A 19,686-nucleotide genomic window follows, 5' to 3' on the forward strand; every position below is an offset into this window, starting at 1 on the left:
CACACCCGCTCAGGGCAGTGGTCCTGCTTTTATTTCTATCAACAATTTGTGGGGCAGGCAAGCCGCCGTTTCCCCGGCTTTGGAAAGGCGCCCCGTCTTCACGCAGATTTTGTCCGGGCAGTCCGCCTCCAGCACCCGGATGGTTTCATCCTCTATCAGAATGGTATTTCTTCCCTTAGGCGTTTCAATCTCAAAGGATTCCTTCCCCCTGTGCCCCGTCAACTCTATGCGCCGATAGAGTTCGCCGTCCAGGGTAATCTCCCCATAGAGGTTATTTTCCCCCTCCAGGCGGAAAAAGAGTGCTCCTGCCAGCAAAAGCAGCAACATGAGCACCATGAGAAAGACATCTGCTCTGCCAAACTTCTTCAAATCTCTGCCCCCTTCCCATCTGCTTCAGTATCACACAAGGCATCTTTCCTGTCAAATCATCTGATGAATCACTCAGATAACATTTCTCTTTAGTCTCATTTCAGCTTAAAACTTCTTATGTAAAGGTTTTCTCTTTATGATAATCGCCAAAAAAGCAAGCATACAAGACTTTCTCTCTCTTTTTGGGATGACAAATCCATATTTCGGCTGAAACAGCGTTACAAGAAAGTCAAAAGGCCTTAACAAAGAGGAAATGCTATAGTATAATCAGTAACAAGCTGAAACGCTCAAAGTATGTCAGCCTTTGCCTTAAGCCCTTGCGTACCGGGCAGATGCTTGTATAGGTACGTTGTTCTACATTGGAGGTGTCCAATCATGATGATTGATGACGTTCGTGTCGTCGTCGAGAATGGTCCCTTATGCGCTGAGGAAGCCAAGTTCTACATTGATCGAATCAAAAAGTCCAGCAAATTCCCGTTGAAGAAAGTGATTTTTACCCGTTCCAGCGCATATCTTGACCTGCGCTATTCCTTTGAAGGCATTCCCTTTGAAAGGGTTCGCCGGGTTCACCTGGTGGAAATTCCGGAGGATAAAGCCGTCAATGACTGAACTCAAAAAAGCCTGCTGCAACCGCGCAGCAGGCTTTTTCATTTGTCCTAAAGTCAGCTGAATTTGTAGCTGTCCAGTTCCCAGACGCGGCCGGAGACGCTTTCCATATCCGCATCAGAGAAAAGGCGCAACTCAGGCTGGATATTCTTCTCCGGGAAGAGGAAGAAGCTGGCTGCTTCCTCACCATGCTGGAAGAAGGCTTCCACAGCAGTGCGGTCCACGAAGAGACGCAGGGACAGCACACCGTCAGAATAGAGGCGGAACTTGCGCTTGCCCTTGCCCCCCAGCTTCATGCCGGAGCGGTCAATGGTGCAGGCCTGCTCCTGAGTATCGTAGGTAATGACGGTCTTTTCCAATCCATACACCAACTCCAGGGAGACCCTGTGAGCCTCTCCCAGGCTGATATCCAAAATGACCTCGGAAGTATCATAGAGGCCGCAGATCAGCTCATCGGTGCTGTCACTGTCAAGCGTCACCGCCGTTTCCTCAATGCGCAGGGCCTTCATCTCCCGGGCGGGCTTGGAATAGATATGCCCCTGCCTCAGAGTCAGCTCCCTAGGCATGGTCAGGCTGAACATCCAGCCCTTCTCAGCCGTGGGGTAATCCCCGTCTTTGTCCGGCATGCCCATCCAGCCCAGCATGAGGTTGCGTCCCTCGTGCTGGAATACCTGAGGAGCATAGAAATCAAAGCCGTGGTCAAGCTCCTGGAACTTGCCATGCAGGAGAGTCATGGCATCCAGGGAAGCATGGCCTGCCACATAGCCCGCCTGATAGATGTTCTGCCTGTCATACTCACGGGCCTCCAGACCCTGAGGACAGAAAATCAGGGCTTCGTAGTCGCCGAAGCGCAGGAGGTTCGGACACTCCCACATGTAGCCGAACTCACCCAGACGGTGAGCCAGCTCCCCTTTCAGCTGCCAGCCATCCTCATTTTCCTCATAAACCACCACCGTGCCAGTCTCATCTTCACGCTGGGCTCCCAGCACGAAGTAGCGCTTGCCATGGCGGCTGAAGATGTACGGGTCACGGAAGTGCCCCGTGTAGCCGGGAGCCGCATCCGGCACCACGATTTCCTCTTTCTTGACGGTGCCATCCTCCTGCAGGGTGCCGAAGCGCTGGGCAGGAGTGCGCTTGCCGTTTTCGTCCTTGGCATTGCAGGTATAAGCCACCCGCAGCTGTCCGTTCTCCACCGTGCCGCAGCCGGAGTAGCAGCCATCCTTGTCATGCTCGTCAGAGGGCCACATGGAAAGCTCCGGCATGGAGTAATGCACGAAATCCCGGGTCTTCACATGAGCCCAGCACTTATTCTTGTGCACTACCCCCAAGGGGTTCCACTGATAGAAGATATGGTATTCATCCTTATAATAAGTCAGCCCATTAGGGTCATTGATGAGGCCAAAGGGCATTTCCAGATGAAAGCGGTTATGCCAGCGATGGGTGAAGGGCATCCCCTCCCGCACTTTGGCGTCTATTTCCGCCTTGTCAAATTTTTCCATAAAGGTCATCCTCCTTATGAAAAGAGGCGGCCCATGACTTATGCTGTGTTTTGCTCAAGTCTCAGGCCGCCTACTTAATATTTCAAGATGATATTATTCTTCCGGAGTGAAGAGTGTGAAGGTCAGAGCGAAGGCCACTGCAAAACCAACCACATTGACCATGATGTAAGGAAGCAGATGGTCAAGGTACAGCAGGGTACCGGGGATTACCGTGATGCCCATGCCGGTGCCTGCCAACTGCATGAAGCTTGCCAGACCGCCTGCGCAGGCGCCGCCTACCAGACCATAGATGAAAGGCTTCATGAAGCGGAGGTTGATACCGAAGATAGCAGGCTCGGTGATGCCCAGGAAGGCAGGAACTGCAGAAGAGATGTAGAGAGCGCGCTTCTTGGCGTTCTTGGTCTTGGCAGCCACAGCCACGGCAGCGCCGCCCTGTGCCACGATAGCACCGGTGATGATGGCATTGAAGGGGTCAACACCAGTAGTAGCCAGGAGCTGGACTTCCAGAGCGTTGAAGATGTGATGGACACCGAAGACCACGACCACCTGCTGGAGGCCGCCCACTACGATGCCGCCGATGCCGAAGGGCAGCTGCAGGAAGGCCTGCACAGCGCCGAAAACAGCGCTCTCAAGAGCGTGCATGATGGGGCCGACAACCAGCAGGCCGAGAATCATGCAGGTGAACAGAGTCAGGAAAGGGGTCACGATGAGGTCGATGAGGTCAGGCACGAACTTCTTCAGGAAGGCCTGCAGCTTGGCAGCCACGATGCCCAGCACCAGAGCGGGCAGCACGGAACCCTGATAGCCAACCACGGGGACGGTGAAGCCAAGCACATCCATCATGAGGGGCTCCTGTGCGCCGCCGGGGATAGCAGCCCAGGCGTTAGGCAGCTGGGGAGCAACCAGCATCAGGCCCAGGACCAGGCCAATGACCGGGGTGCCGCCGAAGCGCTTCATGGTGGACCAGCAAACCAGAGCCGGCAGGAAGATGAAGGCGGTATCCGTGAGCACCTGGCTCATGGTCAGCACATTGCCGCTGAACTCCACGCCCAAGGCCTGAGACGCGCCACGCAGGCCCATGAAAAGACCTGTTGCCACAAGCACGGGGATGATGGGCACGAAGACGTCGCCCAGGGTGCGGGAAATCTTCTGCATAGTAGACATCTGCTCATAGGCCTCAGCCTTGTTGTTGCTGGTAGCCCCCAGGGAAGTGCCTGCCACGAAGATATCATAGACCTTGTCTACGAAGCCAGTGCCCAGGATGATCTGGTACTGGGCAGCAGCGAAGAACTGGCCCTTGACACCGTCGATGTTCTCGATGGCCTTCTCGTCAATCTTCTCACGGTCATTGACAATGAGGCGCAGGCGGGTAGCGCAGTGCTCGGCGCTGCGGACATTGTCCATGCCGCCCACATACTTGGCGATGAGCTTGGCCACACGCTCCTCAGCAGGGAGGTTAGCCAGCTCTGCCTCATCAGCAGCCACGTCATGGCCAGAAGCTGCAGCAGCAGCTGCAGGAACTTCGGCAGCTGCCTCAACGCTGTCGGAGATTTCCTGATCTCCCAGAGCCACGGTGATCTTGCCGAAATCAGCGGCATTGGTCACCAGCACGGGGGTGGTCACATCGTAGCCTGCAGCCACGATAGCAGCCACATCAAACTCAAGCAGGAGCTGGCCGCGCTTTACCTTGTCCCCCTGTGCCACATGAGCGGTGAAATGCTCACCCTTCAGGTTCACAGTATCAAGGCCCACATGAATGAGAATATCAGCGCCGTTCTCACCGTGGAGGCCAATGGCGTGCTTCGTCTCAAAAAGCACAGTGACCTCGCCATCCACCGGTGAATAAACCTTGCCGACAGGCTCGCTGACAGCAGCACCGCGGCCCATTGCCCCGCTGGCAAATGCCGGGTCCTTGACCTCTGAAAGCGGTACCAGCTTGCCCTGAATGGGGCTGTCAAGACGTAAATCTGACATGAATGATTCCTCCTCTTTCCTCTCTGGAAACGATACCCTAAATACGCACAGATATATGAGAACAATAACACAGGAACCTTATCCTACGGACTGTATTCTACACAATCCACCAAATTCCTGCCGGGATACCTCTGAAAACAGTTCCACTAGTCTGTGAAACCAATTCCATTTATTACATCATAAAACGCCCTTGAAGTTTTGTCAAGGACGTTTTTTTAAATTCTTATTGTAGAGAATATTCACTCGTATGCCAACACTTACGTTGCTGCTTTTATCTTCAGCATCAATTGAATCGCATCCAGGGGACTTGCTTCCTGGGCAGCGCTGGCCCCACCTGGCAGCATGGGGCTCCAGCCCTCTCTGTTATGCAGGCGGAAGCTGAGATCGTAAATTTTTTCCCATTCAGGAGCCAGGGCAACGCTCAATCCATAGACATGTCTGCCGAGAGCCTCCGCATCCTCTCCCGACTTCCTGGGTTCAGTCCACCCCTGTCCCTGCAGGTATAGTCTGTAAGTACAGGAAACCTTCTCATCGGTGAAGTAAATCCTGATATCCTTGATAGCAGCATCCCCCGTGCCGCAAACCTGCCCACTGTAACAGCGGAGGCTTTTGTATTTGTCCGTGGTTATCTCATAGGCAACCAGCACAGGCTTGCCAGCCAGCTCGTGCAAAACTTCGTTATAATTCTGCAGGGACCCCAACTGGTGCCCCTTCTCCTCCAGATATTCGTCCTTAGGAGATTTTTTCAGCAGCCCAGGCGGGCAATCTTTTCCCATAATCACTTCATACATCTGACGGAAGAGCTCCACAAAATCCTGAGCATCCAGTCGCTTCAAATGGTCGTTCTGCTCATAGTATCTGCACCACGCCCGCATATAAGGCAAGGCAGCCTCAGAAAGCGTGTCAGGCACATCCTCCTCACCATAATGATCCCTTACAAAATTTCGCCAGCACTCAGTGGCCCCTAGCAGTATCACACCATGACTTCTATTGCCATAAAGGTAGTTCTGTGACGCATCTACTATGTACCAATCAGCCTGTGCAGCTTCGTTAATAAGGCATTGAGCCACCAGCACGTCATGACTGGTACGAGTAAGCATAATAAGCTTGGTGTGGGGTTTGGCCAGAAGAATGAGGTGGCTCAATGTGCTGACCATGCAAGCCACTTCGTCAGCCCCCTTCAAGATAGCTATCTGTTCGGCAAGACTGTATTTCTCAGGACTAATAACCGCAAATCCTTTAGCCGCAAAATAATTCTCGAAATACTGTTCATTGCAACAGGTAATATCCCTGTGATAGGCACTATGGGTAAGATATATCTTTTTATGCGATGAGGCAGGTACTGCGTCTCGCAGTTTCTGATAGATTTGCCTGTACTCCTGCGTATAGAACTGCCCCCAGGAATGCACAGATTCTTCCGGGATGATTACAGAAGCAAACCTTGTAGGCCGTTTCAGGAAGACGATACGCTTCAGGTCAATTCCCAGAAGTTCGAAGAAATCATTCATTTTCAGGTCAGTTTTCCAGCCGTTGTCAATAAAGACAATCTTCTTTCCATCATCCCGTTGCTGCAAGACATACCAAAGCCTTGACATGCACTCGACCAAAAAATGGCCAAAATGTTTTATGACAACACCACCAAAAATAACTTTTTCCGGACTGTGCTGCAACTCTTCAGACTTTACACTATACCCTCTCAGCACAGACATATAGCCGGGGTTCTTTTTGTTGATCCTGATCGAGCCAGCCACAAAACGCCCCTTGGCATCAACCACGCCCCCCTCATAAATATCGTCTACACAGGGATTGTCAGGAATGGCTCTCATAGGCAGGATGGCCCCATCAGGCACCTCTTGAACCTTCAATACTTCAGTTGAAAAGCATTCCTGGTTGCAAAAGTATTTCCAAGCCTCATAGTTCTTGACATATAACCTTTTCTGCAAATCCATGCTGCCACTCCTACCATGCCTGCTGAATCAGCAAGGGCTTGTCCATCATTCTGTACAAAGTCACAACGCTGGACCAATCGCCGTAATACATATCGCTGAGAATCATAGAGCGGTACATATTGCTGGTATCATCATAGATGCCCCATTTCTCTGTACGGAACTCTGCCACCAGCCTGTCATACCTGGCCAGGCCCTCAGGATAGGATTTCGCTATGGACTCCCGATAAAGGGGATGAGGACGCCAGATAAAGGCCACCTTCTCCTGCCTGAGCTTGAATGTATTCAGCACGGCCTCTATCTTATCCAGCATCTTTTCCTTTCTGTCAAAAAAAGTCTGTACGCTGATATTGTAAAAGACTGCAGGCTTTTTCTGCTGGTTGGCATCCAACAAAACGCCTTTCCACTCCTCCGGTATCTCAAAATCCTCCGGCTCCGGGAATCTCACCCGGTCAAGCTTAGGCGAGCCTAGGGATACAAACTTGCTCTGCCCCGGCTCCATACGTTCCCAACAATTATTGTCTATACCAAATTTCTTGTAAACTTCCAAATACTGGTTCCTGATATGGTCATTTTCCATAGGGATTAAATCTGCATGATCAAGGCCTGCCGACATCAGCCTGTCCTTTGGCACAAACCCATTAAAAGATACGAAGTATGGTACATATACCAGCGTGCGCACAAAAGGCCGCATGAATCTCAGGAAGAACTCGGGCTGAATCATGGACACCACATTGAAATCATCATAGGGATTGTGGCAGAAGACAATATCTGGCTTGATCTGCCGGTAGTCATAATGCTGCCAGGGCGTAAGCACGATGCCCCGGGGGAACTTGCTGCTTTCATCGTGCTGCACAGCAGGCTGCCCATTTTCATCCCGCTCATACCAAGGTACCACGATGGTGTGTACATCAGCTCCGGCATCCTTCATTGCTTCGGCATGGATGGTAGCCAGGGCATCCCACATGTCGGCGCTGTAGGCCACAAAAGCAATGCGTCGCTTCCTGCCAAGAGGCCCGGTTTCCCCGGCCTTGGCCCGCTTCTCTTCGTCCAAATTTACGGCTGCCTGATATATTCTGGCCCCATCCGGGATCTGAGCCGGCTGGGCCTTAACACCATTCCCCAGTTTCAGCCTGTCTAAGGCATCTTTCAAGCCAAAATCTTTATTTTCCACCTGGGTGCGGTCAGGCTTTGCCAGCCAGGCTTTCATAAATTCATCTTTATCCACTGCTATTAACCTCACTCAATAAGCAAATCTCTGAACTTGGTGAATTCCTTCTGGAAGAACAGCTTGATGGTATCCACAGGACCGTTGCGGTGCTTGGCGATGATGACTTCCGTGATGTTCTTGGCTTCCGTGTCCTTGTCGTAGTAATCCTCGCGATAGAGGAACATGACTATATCCGCATCCTGCTCCAGGGAGCCTGACTCGCGCAGGTCGGAGAGCATGGGGCGCTTTACCTGGCGGCTTTCCACGGAGCGGGAAAGCTGGGAAAGGGCTATGACGGGGACATTAAGCTCTCTGGCTAAGGCCTTTAGGGAGCGGGAGATCTCGGAGATTTCCTGCTGGCGGTTGTCGCTGTTCTTGGAAGCCCGGCCCTGCATGAGCTGCAGGTAGTCGATGAAGATGACGGAAAGGCCGTGCTCCGCCTTCAGACGGCGGGCCTTGGAGCGCATTTCCATCACCGTGATGCCTGCAGTATCGTCGATGTAGATGGGGGCGCTGTTCAGCCGGTTGGCAGTTTCCACCAGCCGCGTCCACTCGTCATCATCCAGTTGGCCCGTGCGCAGTCTTTGGGCATCAATGCCGCCCTCGGAGCATAGCATGCGCTGCATCAGCTGCTCTTTGCTCATTTCCAGGGAGAAGAAAGCCACGGTACCCAGATTGTGCAGGCCGATATAGCTGGCCATATTCAGGGTGAAGGCAGTCTTGCCCATGGAAGGACGGGCCGCCACCAGCACAAGGTCCGAGGGCTGAAGGCCGCTGGTAATGTGGTCCAGGTCCTTGAAGCCTGTGGAAATGCCCGTGATATTCCCTTTGGAATCATAGAGATCATTGATGCGCTCAAAGGTGCGGAGCAGGATGGCCTTCATGGGTTCGAAGCCATCGGTGCTCTGCCCCGCAGCCACGGCCAGGATACGCTTTTCCGCTTCGTCCATGATGTTGGCCACTTCGTCCGTGTCCTCATAAGCCGCCGCCGCAATGGCCGTAGCCGCATCAATGAGGCGGCGCAGTTCCGCCTTTTCCTTGACGATCTTGGCATGATAGGAAATATTGGCCGCCGTGGGCACGGTGTTGGCAATATCCGTAACAAAGCGCACGCCTCCCACCCTCTCCAACTGCTCCTCCTTGCGGAGTTCCTCGGTGAGGGTGACGATATCCACGGCCTCCTCATTATCCGTCAGCTTCAGCATGGCCTCATAGGCCACCTTATGCGCTTCCCGATAAAAATCCTCAGGCCGCAGGATTTCCTGCACCTCGATGATAGCATCCTTCTTGATGAGCATAGCCCCCAAAACAGCCTTCTCAGCCTCGATGTTTTGAGGCGGCATGCGATTCTCTGCCATTTGCTCCTCCTTGTTTCTTACTCGTTATAAGGCGTTCGGGACACAGGCATAGCAACGCTTCACTTGAAATTTTACCATGGAATCTAAGCTCCCACTGCACTAGCTCTGCTTCGCAGAGCGTCGCTTGTGCTCGCTAAGATTCATGGTAAAATTTCACACGTTCCGCTTATGCTATACCTGTGCCCCTCACTCACAATCAATCCCTCGTACTTCCGAACCCCGGCGCCCATGGATGGGCGCTCCCGCGGCCGTTAGATTTTAGGAAGAAATGTAAGGCCGCAGTTTCTTTTTGCTACTTTTTCTTTGCACCAAAGAAAAAGTAGGCCGCAGGCAATGGGCAGGCTACTCTTCAGCCGCAAAAATCAACTCGAAAGCTTCCTCCGCCGTTTCCACAGGATGAATAGAGAGCCCGAGATGCTCCTCGGGAATATCCTTGGCATTCTCTTTAGGAATCACCATAGTCTTGATCCCCGCCTGCTTGGCCCCATAAGCCTTCTCGAAAACTCCCCCCACAGGCCGCACCCGGCCTGCCAGGGAAATCTCCCCTGTCACCGCCACATCCTGGCGGATCTTCTTCCCTGTGACAGCGCTGACCAGGACAGCCAAGATGGCCGTACCTGCCGAAGGCCCGTCAATATTGCCGCCCCCGATAACATTGATATGCACATCGTAATCATGCAGATCCTCACCGGTGACTTTGCGCAGGACGGACGCCGCATTGAACACAGAATCCTTGGCCATGCTGCCTGCGGTCTCATTGAACCGCACCGCCCCCTTGCCCTTTTCATGGGCAGGGAAGGCCACGGCCTCTATCTCAATGACGGAGCCCAAGAAACCAGACACGCCCAAACCGAAGATATGTCCCTTGACGGCCTTGTCAGAGGCCTTTTTCGTGACAAACTGGTAAAGGCGGCTCACCTGGGCCACCTCGTAGATATCTTCCTTGGAGATGGTGACTGGCTCTCCCTTGGCTGCTCCCGTGCGTTCCAGCGCCAGGCTGTAAGCATCAGCCAGGATGTTGATGGCCTTGCGGCCCTCTATGGTGTACTCGGAAATAAGGGCAGCCAGTTCTTCCGACAGCTCTGCTCCCAGTTTTTTTGCTGCGTTCTGCACTATCTGCACGATGTGCTTCGGCGTCAGAGGCTCGAAGTAAATCTCCGCACAGCGGGAGCGCAGGGCGGGATTGATATGGGCCGCATCCCGGGTGGTGGCGCCAATCAGCACGAAATCCGCCGGTGCCCCCTCTTCAAACAGCTTGCGTATATATGGCGGCACATGGGGATCTTCCGGGTCATAATAAGCCGACTCGAAGAAGGCCCGCTTGTCCTCCAGCACCTTCAGCAGCTTGTTCTGGAGCATTTCGTCCATCTCACCGATTTCGTCGATGAAGAGTATGCCGCCGTGGGCATCTGTGACCAGCCCCGGCTTCGGCTCCGGCACACCCGCGTCAGCCAAGGTCTTGGAAGCGCCCTGATAGATGGGGTCATGGACAGAGCCCAAAAGGGGGTTGGTTATATCTCTGGGGTCCCACCTAAGGGTGGTGCCGTCTGTTTCCACGAAGGGGGCCTCCTCATTGAAGGGAGAGCTCTCCTTCTTCTTGGCAGCCTCCAGCACCAGCCGGGCCGCCGTGGTCTTGCCTACACCGGGAGGGCCATAGAGAATCAGATGCTGGGGATAGGGGGAGCTGAGTTTCGCCATCAGGGATTTCACGGCTCTTTCCTGTCCCACGATTTCCCCAAAGGACTGAGGACGCAGCAACTCCATCACCGACTGGGTCAGATGCACCTGCTCCAGCTTCTCCAGTTCCTCCCGCTTGGCCTTGTCATGAGGACTTTCAATGCCCGGCTTTTCCTCCTTGATGACCTGGCGACGGATATCCTCCACATAGTCAGCATGGTCCTGCTCCAGCTTCTCGGAGACTTTCTTCTCAATCTTGTCCTCCACGCTCTTGCGGGCCACCATGTCAGCCACCCGTTCTTCCAGCATGGTGAGGACTCTGCCTATATCCTTGCCTCTGGGAGCAGGTCCTGCCAGGGGATTCTGCTCCAGAATGCGCTGAAGGGCCAGCACCCTGTCTCCAGGCTCATCAGAGCGCATGAGCTGCAGGGCATCCATCTTCCCTGCCTGCACCACCAGCCGTTCCGTGGTCCAAAGGTCCACCAGCAGGGCATAGACGGCGTTTATTTCCCGGTCAAGGTCCGTAAGAGCGGGAAAAGCCGGTGCGTCAGCCTGACTTTCCTGCTGCTGCCCACCGGCGAATTTCTTGAAGATATTATCAAAAAAACTCATCTTGCTTACTCTGCCACGATGTTTACCTTGACGGTGCTGGTGATGGCAGGATGGACCTTGATGACTGCCTCATAAACACCGGTACCCGTGATATTATCTTTGATGGAGATTTTCTTCTTGTCAATGTCGATATTCTGCTTCTTGAGAGCATCAGAAACATCCTTGCCAGTGACGCTGCCAAAGAGCTTGCCACCCTCGCCAATGCGCACGGGGATAGTGACCTCAACCTTTTCCAGCTGGGAAGCCATGAGTTTTGCTTCATCAGTAGCCATAGCCTCCTTGCGGGCCTTGGAGCCGGCCTGCTGCTTGGCCACGTTCATGCTCTGGGCGGTGGCCAGCACTGCCAGCTTGCGGGGCAGCAGGAAATTGCGGCCGTAGCCTTCCTGCACCTCCACGATCTCACCCTTTTTGCCCAGCTTCTTTACGTCCTGACTCAGTATTACTTTCATTGGAATCATACTCCTTTATGTAATCTTGACTTACATCCACTACTCGCTCCAGGATTTCATCCAGGCTGGAATTCTTCACCTGGGCTCCGGCCACATTCTGGTGGCCGCCGCCGCCGAAGAACTCCATGATGACCTGTACATTAAGCTCTCCCGTGGAGCGGGCAGAAAGACCCACGGTGTTCTCGTCCAGCTGGAACACCACGATGCTCATGCGCACCCCTTCCACCCGCAGGAAGGAATCTGCCGCCTGGGCGGCGATGACCTGCCCGTTCTGGCAGAGCTTGGGGTTGGAGCTGACGATAAAGCCCCCAGGATAGAGCTTGGAGCGGGCCTTGACCTCCGCCAGGGCCACGGTAGTCTCGTAGTCCGTGCGGAAGAGGTGCCGCACCATGACAGGATCAGCCCCGCTGCGGCGCAGGTAGGCCGCCGCATCAAAGGTGCGCACACCTGTCTGCACGGCAAAATTCTTGGTGTCCACCACAATGCCGGAATAAAGGGCCGTGGCATCCAGCCTTGAGAGCATCAGATTGTCCTCAAAGTACATCAATAGCTCCGTCACCAGCTCGGAAGTGGAGCTGGAAGCTGGCTCGATATAGACCAGCAGAGGGTTCTTGATAAAGTGCTCGCTGCGGCGGTGATGGTCTATGACCACCACCTGGTTGGTCTTTTCCAGCAGTTCCGGACAAGCCGCCAGATGGGGAATATGGGTGTCCACCACAATCACCAGGGGATTCAGGGACACGACGCCGCCCAGATCCTCTGCCCGCACAAAGAGATTCTCGTACTCCTCCTTGCCATGCAGGAGGTCAGCGAACTTATCTATGCCGTCATTCATATCAGACAGCACGATATGCACTTTTTTCTCCAGCTGACGCGCCATCTTGGCCACGCCCATAGCAGCGCCGAAGCAGTCAAAATCCTCGTTATGGTGACCCATGACGTAGATTTCCTCGGCTCCCTCCATGATTTCCCTGAGGGCGTGAGCCACCACCCGGGCCTTGACCCTGGTATGCTTCTCCACCGCCTTGGCCCGGCCGCCGAAGAACTGGGTCTTGCCGCCGATATTCACGGCCACCTGGTCGCCGCCGCGGCCCAGCGCCAGGTCAAGTCCGGCCTGGGACTGGGCCCCCAGCTCACCCATGCTCTGGCTGTCAGCCACGGCAATGCCCATGGACAGAGTCACCGGCAGGCGGTTGGTATTGGTGAGCTGGCGCACCTTGTCCAGCACCTCGAACTTTTCTCCCATGGCCATGTCCAGGCCCTCGCGCTCCAGAAGCACTATGTAGCGATCCTCCGCCACACGGCGCATGAAGCCCCCGTGAGCCTTGGTCCAGTTGTCCAGCTGCTGGTTCACCGCCAGCAGCAGCGCCGTGCGCTCCGCTTCCGTCTGCCGCTGCACAACCTCATCATAGTTATCGATCTGGATAAAGCACAGCACCGTACGGCTGCGCATGTACTCATTGCGCAGATGCTCAAAGCCCGACACATCCTGCACGTAGAAAGCCATCAAGGGCTGCTCCCCCGTCAGGGACTTGATGGGCTCATGGAACACCTGGAAGTACCTATCCTCATGCATGAAGACATACTCGCCCTCGGTGCCCCAGACAGGCCCCACAATGAGGCCCGGCCAGATATCGGCCATGTCCGTGTCCTGCTCCACAGGGGAACCTGTCAGCTCCTGCACCCGGGAATTGGTCCACTGGACCCGGCCTTCTTCATTGAGAATGATGATGGCCTGCGGCAGTCCCTCCACCGCATAATTCAGCATCGCTCCCAAGTTGCGGAGCACATTCTTGAAGTAAATCTCAAAGCGGCGGGAACGGTCAGCACAGCGCTCCCTGGCAAAGGAAGCCAGGCACAGCCACAGCACTGCCGCTCCGGCAGCCAGATATTCATTGTAAAAGTAAAGCACTGAAACCAGCGCCAGCATCACTACCAGATGCACCGTCAGGTCCATCCAGGCCGACAGATTGCGCGGCATAACCATCACCTCCCAGGGGATTACTCCCCGTTATGACGCCTAAACTTGCGGCGGTAATCAAACACCATGTCAAACAGGCCCGTAAAGGCCAGGATCTGGGCAAAGAGGCCATTGAGAAGAATAAGCAGGTAAAATAGCCACCGCCAGAAGCCCGTGACCTTGAACTTGTTCATCACCGTAGACACGAGAGCCAGCCCTTGAATCAATCCCGCGAAAAGAGCCAGCATATCAGCATTGAGAGCCAGCTGGTAAAGCCATTCAATCTGCCGGGTGCCGCCCCAGTACAGCCCCACCATGGCAAAGCCAAAAAGATAGGCAAAAGCCTTGGGCAGCCGCCAGTCCGCAAAAGGCGGCAGCTGTGGCACCTCATGGCCCAACCGCGCCAGAATGCGCCCCCCGAAGAAAAACGCCACCCCGGCATCCAAAAGCCCCAGCACCACAATCAGCAGCGGTCCCAGCTGGGACATCAGCTGCAGACCTGTGGCAATCTGGGCCCGCCCTGCCTCTATCTCCTCAGCGGGCATGCCCGCCTGTTCGTAGAGGGCGAAGCTGGCCTCAAAGGAGCTCTTGAGCCCGTCCATGAGCATGGCAAAGGGATTATTGCCAAAGATGGCAAAAATCATCCCCAGAACCACCAGTTCTCCCAGGATGGCTGCCAGAAAGGCCAGAGTGAAGAGTTTTATCCCGTTGTATCCCTTCCTGTAGCCGTATCCCAGCACCAGCCCCAAAGGCCCGTAGGCCATCACCAGCCGCAGGGCGATGAGGGGCTCTATGAGCATGGCCAGAGCCACCCCCGCCACCAGCATGGCCATAATCCCCTGGCGCATGCCGTGCCGGAGCACCAGCACTGCCAGAGGCAGGGGCCAGAGCAGGGCGATGAAAGGCCCAGCCAGGGGCACGTAGACAGAAGCTATGGCAATAACCACCGTCAAGGCCGCCAGCAGCCCCCCCTCTGTCAGGGGAGTTATTCTATGCGAATCCATAAATTTCTCCTTTCAGAAGCCTGCGGACCCCCCGCCGCTTCTCAAACGTATCTAACATTATAACAAAAAACACTGCCCTTGTCTTGAGAGCAGGTACTAGGTAGAAACAGACAGCAAAATCCCTTCTGGGCAAACGAAAAAGCGCCGCTTACGCGACGCTCTGATTTCAGGTGGTGGGCAGGGATGGATTCGAACCATCGTAGCCGTGAGGCGACGGATTTACAGTCCGTTCCCTTTAACCACTCGGGCACCTACCCACAATGGTGACCCAGGAGGGACTCGAACCCCCGACCCTTTGATTCGTAGTCAAATACTCTAATCCAGCTGAGCTACTGAGTCATTTTGTGGCGATATTAAATTATTTTTGGTGGGCCCACTTGGACTCGAACCAAGGACCGACCGGTTATGAGCCGGTTGCTCTAACCAACTGAGCTATAGGCCCTTTCCTTTGCCGCTCGCCAGCGACAGATATTATATTAGCACAGGCACCATGTCCCGTCAACCCCTATTTTGATATTTTTATAAAAAAGTTTTGCGATGGCTGCCTGCAACAGAAAAGCCGGCGCATCTGCACCGGCTGTGATTTCAATGGAGCGGAAAACGAGGCTCGAACTCGCGACCCCCACCTTGGCAAGGTGGTGCTCTACCACTGAGCTATTTCCGCAATATGGAGCGGAAAACGAGGCTCGAACTCGCGACCCCCACCTTGGCAAGGTGGTGCTCTACCACTGAGCTATTTCCGCATATATGGAGCGGAAAACGAGGCTCGAACTCGCGACCCCCACCTTGGCAAGGTGGTGCTCTACCACTGAGCTATTTCCGCATTCATCTGTCTGGCAAGTTGCCTTGCGCCGACTGACAAAGAATATTTTACTCAGATAGACACCGCCTGTCAAGGCTTTTTTTATATTTTTTAAGAAATATTTCAGAGAGCCTCTCCCAGCTCCTGTTTGAGCACTTCCTTGGCCTTCTCCAGCTGGCTGTCCACGCCGCCTTCAGTGGAAAGCACCGCCTCCACATCCGGCGTGATGCCTGTGCCGTCAATGCTGCGTCCGGAAGGTGTATAGTACTTGGCTACCGTGAGCTTGATGCCGTCATCATTCATAAGGGGAACCACGATCTGCACTGAGCCCTTGCCGTAGGACTGGACGCCTACCACCTTGCCCGCCCCGGTGTCCTGCAGGGCACCAGCCAGGATTTCCGAGGCGCTGGCGCTGCCGCCGTCCATGAGCACCACCACGGGCATATACGGCTCCTCCAGGTCGGAATCATACTCCTCCCTGGCACCGCTCTTTTCCACTACGGACACAATATTGCCCTTGGGCACCACTTCCCGGGCCACTTCCACGCAACTGGTGATAAGGCCGCCGGGGTTCTGCCTGAGGTCAATGATAAGCCCCCTGGTGCCCTCATCCTTGAGCTTTTTCAGCTCCTCCTTGAATTCCTTGCCCGTATTCTCCGCAAAGGAGGCAATGCGGATATAGCCCAGATCTGTGCCTTCCACCATCAGGCCCTTCACAGAGGGCACGTGAATGGTAGCGCGGGTCAGCTGGTAATCTGCATCCTCCTGGCCCTCCCGATGCACAGTCAGGGCCACCTTGGTGCCCACCTCGCCGCGGATACCCAGCACCACTTCCTCAGGCTGGAGTTCCGTGACAGGGGTGCCATCCACCGCCATGATCTCATCACCCGCCAGCAGGCCTGCCTCCTCACCGGGAGTTCCCTCCAATACGGAAACGATGGTCACCTTGCTGTCCTTGAACCCCATGGTGACACCAATGCCCCCGAAGGAACCCTCCGTATGCTGCATGAGCTGGGTGTACATATTCTTGTCCATGTAGATGGAGTGTGGGTCACCCAAAGACTGCACCATGCCGGAGATGGCACCATCCAAAAGCTTGCTCTCGTCTGTCTCATCCACATAGCGGGTCTCGATGAACCGCATGGTGCCAAAGAACCGCACCAGGTCAAGAGCCTTGTGTTTGTCCAGCCCCAGCACGGCCATCCAGACCGCCATGGTCAGCAAGGAAGAGATCACAGCCGTGACGGCTATAACTGCTGCCAACCGCTTTTTATTCATGAAAAGACTCATAACTTTGCCTCATAATATTACAAGAAAGAATAGGGACTGATGGGCTCGCCCCCCTGACGCACCTCAAAATGGCAGTGAGGACCGGTAGAGTTGCCAGTAGAGCCGCAGTATGCCACAGTCTCCCCCCGGGAAACCTGCTGACCCACTCCCACCGCCAACGACTGGCAATGGCCATAGAGGGTGGAAATGCCGCCCCCGTGGCTGATGATCACCGCATTGCCATAGCCGGAAATCCAGCCGGCATACTCCACGGTGCCACCCTGGGCCGCCGCAATGGGCTGTCCGTAATCGCCGCCGATGTCCACTCCGCTGTGGAATTTCTGTGTGCCGGTGATGGGGTGGACACGCCAGCCAAACTCCGATGTCACAGGCCCCGCCATGGGCCAGAGCATGGCACCGCTGCCGCCCCCCACCGCCGCAGGGGCGGCACTGACGTAGCTGGAGCGGCGCAGCATCTCCTCCACCTGCTTGGAAGCCGCCATGAGCTCATCGTACTGAGCATCAATGACTGCCTTGTCATTCTTCATGCGGTCCAGGAGAGCCTTGCGCTTGGCTACCTTGATTTCACGCTCATCACGGGCAGCTCTTGCCTTTTCTTCCTGCTGGACCTGCACAGCCTTGTCCTTTTCCAGGCTGGACTTGGTGCGCTCGATATCTGCCTTTTCTGCCAGCACCAGCTGCACCAGGTCATAATCCTGCTTGATGACCCGCTTGAGCAAATCCATGCGGGTCATCAGGTCGGAGAAGTCCTTGGCGCCAAAGAGCACATCCATATAGGAAATCTGGCCGTTGATGTAGATATCCCGCACCCTTTTGCCCAGCTTCTCAGTCTTATCTTCATAGTCTGCCTGGGTCTTCTTGAGCTTTTCCTCATTTTCTTCCAGACGTGCCTCAGTAGCATCAAGCTCCGCCTTGCAGGCCTCATGCTCGGCAATGGCAGCCTCTGCCTCCTCATCCAGGATGCGCTTTTCCTCGGACAGGGATTCTATCCTGCCTGCCAGTTCCTCACTCTGCTGGCGCTTTTCCTCTGCCTGGGCATCATAGCTGGCCTTGTCATCTTCCAAAGAAGCCAGCGCCGTGGCAGACTGCACCGCCATCAGCCCCGTGAGCAGCCAGGCTCCGCTTTTGATCTTCATCTTCTCCATGCTCACACCTTCAGGAAACGCTTCAAGGAAATGGCAGAGCCGCCGGCACCGATGGCCATGCCCGCCAGGATGATGCCCACCGTGACATAGTTCATGAAAGGATACTGGGGCATCAACGGGAAGAAGGCCAGTGTGCTGTAAATCTTGGCTGCCATGGCCGCATAGAAGCTCCTGAGAGCCAGCGCCGCCAGGAACCCGCCGAAGCATCCCATGACCACGCCCTCAATGACGAAAGGCCAGCGGATAAACCAGTCCGTGGCACCCACATATTTCATGATGGCGATTTCCTTGCGCCTTGCAAAGACCGTCAGACGGATGGTATTGGAGATAATGAACAAAGTCGCACCCGCCAGCAGCACCATCAAAGCCAGGCCGAAAATGCGCATGAGCCGGGTGATATCAAAGAGGTGTTCCACCACATCCTGACCATACTTGGCTTCCTCTACCCCCTTGACCTGAGCTATGGCCGTGGCGGCAGTCTCCACCAGTTCCGGCTGGATTACAGTCACCTCAAAGGCATCAGGCAGGGGATTCTTCTCCCCCAGGGCCTCGAGCAGGTATTTCTGGTCACCCAGCCGCTCGGACAGGCGATCTTTGGCCTCGTCCCGGGAAACATACTTCACAGACTCGATGCCCTGCATATTCTCTATTTCACTCTGTATCTTCTTTCTGTCGCTGGCTTCCAGCTTGTCCTCCAGATAGACGCTGATCTGCACCTGGGACTCCAGCATGCCGGCCATGCGGTTCATGTTCAGCACCAGGATCAGGAACACGCCCAACACGAAGAGGGACACCGCCACGGTACCCACGGAGGCAAAGGTCATCCAGTTATTCCGCTTCAGCGAATGGAAGACTTCCTGCAAGAAATATTCGCTGGTCCTAAGCTTCATAACCGTATACCCCCCGGGCTTCATCCCTCACAATATGTCCTCCCTCGATGGCGATGACCCGCCGCTGCATGGTGTCCACGATATGCTTGTCGTGGGTGGCCATGATCACGGTAGTCCCCGCCTGATTGATCCTGTGGAAAATATCCATGATATCCCAGCTGGTCTCCGGGTCAAGATTGCCCGTAGGCTCGTCGGCAATGACGATGGTGGGCGAATTCACGATGGCGCGGGCGATGGCCACCCGCTGCTGCTCGCCGCCTGACAGCTGAGAGGGAAAACTCCTGTACTTGTCCCGGAGCCCCACCACTTCCAGCACCGCATTGACGCTCCGCTGCATGGTGCGGCGGGGGGCCTCAATGACCTGCATGGCAAAGGCCACGTTCTCAAACACCGTCTTGTCCGGCAGCAGGCGGTAATCCTGGAAGATTACCCCCAGGCCGCGGCGCAGGTACGGCACTTCGCTCCTGTCCATATTCACCACATCATGGCCGTTCACCAGCAGTTCGCCGCTGGTGGGCAGTTCCTCACGAAAGAGCATCTTGATGAAGGTGGACTTGCCTGCACCGCTGGCCCCCACCACGAAGACAAACTCTCCCTTCTTGATGTCCACATTCACCCCATCCAGGGCCACCACGCCGGTGTCGTAGACCTTCCTCACATTGCGCATATGTATCATCGAGGTATTTCCCTCCTTAATAGTCTTCGCAAAACTCTCTGCAAGAGAGTATACCGCCTTATATTTTACCACAAAGGGAAATATTCTCAAAGAAAAATCCCCTGCACCGTTGCAGTGCAGAGGACGGCGTGTTTCAAAAACAGCCATTTGATGTTTAAAAATCCTTGGAAAGAGCAAAAAACAACACCCTCCTGTGCGGCATAGAATGCCGTTACGTTT

At 54.9% G+C, this 19,686-nt stretch carries 15 protein-coding genes and 6 tRNA genes; 1 reads left to right on the top strand and 20 read right to left on the bottom strand.

What is annotated here, in order from left to right; genetic code table 11:
• Positions 1–9 precede the first annotated feature (9 nt).
• The gene (locus P159_RS0117295; protein WP_318253621.1) at positions 10–369 is read right to left on the bottom strand and encodes a NusG domain II-containing protein; all 360 of its coding nucleotides are present in this window, start codon (positions 367–369) and stop codon (positions 10–12) included.
• Positions 370–744: 375 nt separating this feature from the next.
• Between P159_RS0117295 and P159_RS0117300 the strand changes: the two genes are divergently transcribed.
• Complete coding sequence (locus tag P159_RS0117300) at positions 745–978, top strand: hypothetical protein (protein WP_029546108.1); 234 nt, start codon at positions 745–747, stop codon at positions 976–978.
• A gap of 53 nt (positions 979–1,031) precedes the next feature.
• Here P159_RS0117300 and P159_RS0117305 read toward each other — a convergent pair whose 3' ends face one another.
• The 19 genes from P159_RS0117305 to ftsE all read right to left on the bottom strand — a co-directional run bounded on the left by P159_RS0117305 (position 1,032) and on the right by ftsE (position 19,467).
• The gene (locus P159_RS0117305; protein WP_029546109.1) at positions 1,032–2,474 is read right to left on the bottom strand and encodes a glycoside hydrolase family 32 protein; all 1,443 of its coding nucleotides are present in this window, start codon (positions 2,472–2,474) and stop codon (positions 1,032–1,034) included.
• Between the two features lie 93 nt (positions 2,475–2,567).
• On the bottom strand, positions 2,568–4,448 hold the full coding sequence (locus P159_RS0117310; RefSeq protein WP_029546110.1) for a glucose PTS transporter subunit IIA: 1,881 nt from the start codon (positions 4,446–4,448) through the stop codon (positions 2,568–2,570).
• Positions 4,449–4,705: 257 nt separating this feature from the next.
• Entirely contained in the window at positions 4,706–6,397 is a 1,692-nt protein-coding gene (locus tag P159_RS0117315) for a glycosyltransferase family 61 protein (RefSeq protein ID WP_029546112.1), read from the bottom strand.
• Between the two features lie 10 nt (positions 6,398–6,407).
• Positions 6,408–7,622: a hypothetical protein gene (locus P159_RS19700; protein ID WP_029546113.1), complete on the bottom strand. Its 1,215-nt coding sequence runs from the start codon at positions 7,620–7,622 to the stop codon at positions 6,408–6,410.
• An 11-nt stretch (positions 7,623–7,633) separates the two neighbouring features.
• A complete protein-coding gene (dnaB, locus tag P159_RS0117325) occupies positions 7,634–8,962 on the bottom strand; it encodes a replicative DNA helicase (RefSeq protein WP_029546115.1) in 1,329 nt (442 codons plus the stop codon).
• A 342-nt stretch (positions 8,963–9,304) separates the two neighbouring features.
• Positions 9,305–11,251 (bottom strand): Lon family ATP-dependent protease, encoded by a 1,947-nt coding sequence (gene lonC, locus P159_RS0117330; protein WP_029546117.1) that lies wholly within the window; start codon positions 11,249–11,251, stop codon positions 9,305–9,307.
• A gap of 5 nt (positions 11,252–11,256) precedes the next feature.
• A complete protein-coding gene (rplI, locus tag P159_RS0117335; protein WP_029546119.1) occupies positions 11,257–11,700 on the bottom strand; it encodes a 50S ribosomal protein L9 in 444 nt (147 codons plus the stop codon).
• Positions 11,651–13,681, bottom strand: a complete 2,031-nt coding sequence (locus P159_RS0117340; protein WP_029546121.1) for a DHH family phosphoesterase — start codon at positions 13,679–13,681, stop codon at positions 11,651–11,653. Before P159_RS0117340 ends, rplI begins: the two co-directional genes overlap by 50 nt.
• A 20-nt stretch (positions 13,682–13,701) precedes the next feature.
• Positions 13,702–14,664 (bottom strand): YybS family protein, encoded by a 963-nt coding sequence (locus P159_RS0117345; RefSeq protein ID WP_029546122.1) that lies wholly within the window; start codon positions 14,662–14,664, stop codon positions 13,702–13,704.
• Positions 14,665–14,835: 171 nt separating this feature from the next.
• A tRNA-Tyr gene (locus P159_RS0117350) sits at positions 14,836–14,921 on the bottom strand.
• A 4-nt stretch (positions 14,922–14,925) separates the two neighbouring features.
• Positions 14,926–15,003: transfer RNA gene (locus tag P159_RS0117355), tRNA-Arg, on the bottom strand.
• Between the two features lie 26 nt (positions 15,004–15,029).
• Positions 15,030–15,106: transfer RNA gene (locus P159_RS0117360), tRNA-Ile, on the bottom strand.
• Between the two features lie 147 nt (positions 15,107–15,253).
• Positions 15,254–15,328: transfer RNA gene (locus P159_RS0117365), tRNA-Gly, on the bottom strand.
• A gap of 4 nt (positions 15,329–15,332) precedes the next feature.
• A tRNA-Gly gene (locus P159_RS0117370) sits at positions 15,333–15,407 on the bottom strand.
• A 5-nt stretch (positions 15,408–15,412) separates the two neighbouring features.
• Positions 15,413–15,487, bottom strand: a tRNA-Gly gene (locus P159_RS0117375).
• A gap of 102 nt (positions 15,488–15,589) precedes the next feature.
• Positions 15,590–16,744, bottom strand: a complete 1,155-nt coding sequence (locus P159_RS0117380; RefSeq protein ID WP_029546124.1) for a S41 family peptidase — start codon at positions 16,742–16,744, stop codon at positions 15,590–15,592.
• 29 nt (positions 16,745–16,773) lie between these two features.
• Positions 16,774–17,853, bottom strand: coding sequence for a peptidoglycan DD-metalloendopeptidase family protein (locus tag P159_RS0117385; RefSeq protein ID WP_318253651.1), 1,080 nt, complete (start codon positions 17,851–17,853; stop codon positions 16,774–16,776).
• 50 nt (positions 17,854–17,903) lie between these two features.
• Entirely contained in the window at positions 17,904–18,791 is an 888-nt protein-coding gene (gene ftsX / locus P159_RS0117390) for a permease-like cell division protein FtsX (protein WP_029546127.1), read from the bottom strand.
• Positions 18,781–19,467 carry a cell division ATP-binding protein FtsE gene (gene ftsE, locus P159_RS0117395; protein ID WP_029546129.1) on the bottom strand — a complete coding sequence of 229 codons (687 nt, stop codon included), beginning with the start codon at positions 19,465–19,467 and terminating at the stop codon, positions 18,781–18,783. The genes ftsX and ftsE overlap by 11 nt, the downstream gene beginning before the upstream one ends.
• Positions 19,468–19,686 lie beyond the last annotated feature (219 nt).

Origin of the sequence: Selenomonas sp. AB3002, from assembly GCF_000702545.1 — a bacterium.
Taxonomy (GTDB): Bacteria; Bacillota; Negativicutes; order Selenomonadales; family Selenomonadaceae; genus Selenomonas_B; species Selenomonas_B ruminantium_A.

Excerpts from the sequence above, each read along its gene's own strand:
- P159_RS0117310 (WP_029546110.1), bottom strand. The coding sequence starts at position 4,448 with ATGTCAGATTTACGTCTTGACAGCCCCATTCAGGGCAAGCTGGTACCG.
- P159_RS0117340 (WP_029546121.1), bottom strand. The coding sequence starts at position 13,681 with ATGCCGCGCAATCTGTCGGCCTGGATGGACCTGACGGTGCATCTGGTA.
- dnaB (WP_029546115.1), bottom strand. The coding sequence starts at position 8,962 with ATGGCAGAGAATCGCATGCCGCCTCAAAACATCGAGGCTGAGAAGGCT.
- ftsX (WP_029546127.1), bottom strand. The coding sequence starts at position 18,791 with ATGAAGCTTAGGACCAGCGAATATTTCTTGCAGGAAGTCTTCCATTCG.
- P159_RS0117315 (WP_029546112.1), bottom strand. The coding sequence starts at position 6,397 with ATGGATTTGCAGAAAAGGTTATATGTCAAGAACTATGAGGCTTGGAAA.
- rplI (WP_029546119.1), bottom strand. The coding sequence starts at position 11,700 with ATGAAAGTAATACTGAGTCAGGACGTAAAGAAGCTGGGCAAAAAGGGT.
- P159_RS0117380 (WP_029546124.1), bottom strand. The coding sequence starts at position 16,744 with ATGAATAAAAAGCGGTTGGCAGCAGTTATAGCCGTCACGGCTGTGATC.
- P159_RS0117345 (WP_029546122.1), bottom strand. The coding sequence starts at position 14,664 with ATGGATTCGCATAGAATAACTCCCCTGACAGAGGGGGGGCTGCTGGCG.
- ftsE (WP_029546129.1), bottom strand. The coding sequence starts at position 19,467 with ATGATACATATGCGCAATGTGAGGAAGGTCTACGACACCGGCGTGGTG.
- P159_RS0117305 (WP_029546109.1), bottom strand. The coding sequence starts at position 2,474 with ATGGAAAAATTTGACAAGGCGGAAATAGACGCCAAAGTGCGGGAGGGG.
- lonC (WP_029546117.1), bottom strand. The coding sequence starts at position 11,251 with ATGAGTTTTTTTGATAATATCTTCAAGAAATTCGCCGGTGGGCAGCAG.
- P159_RS0117300 (WP_029546108.1), top strand. The coding sequence starts at position 745 with ATGATGATTGATGACGTTCGTGTCGTCGTCGAGAATGGTCCCTTATGC.
- P159_RS0117385 (WP_318253651.1), bottom strand. The coding sequence starts at position 17,853 with ATGGCGGTGCAGTCTGCCACGGCGCTGGCTTCTTTGGAAGATGACAAG.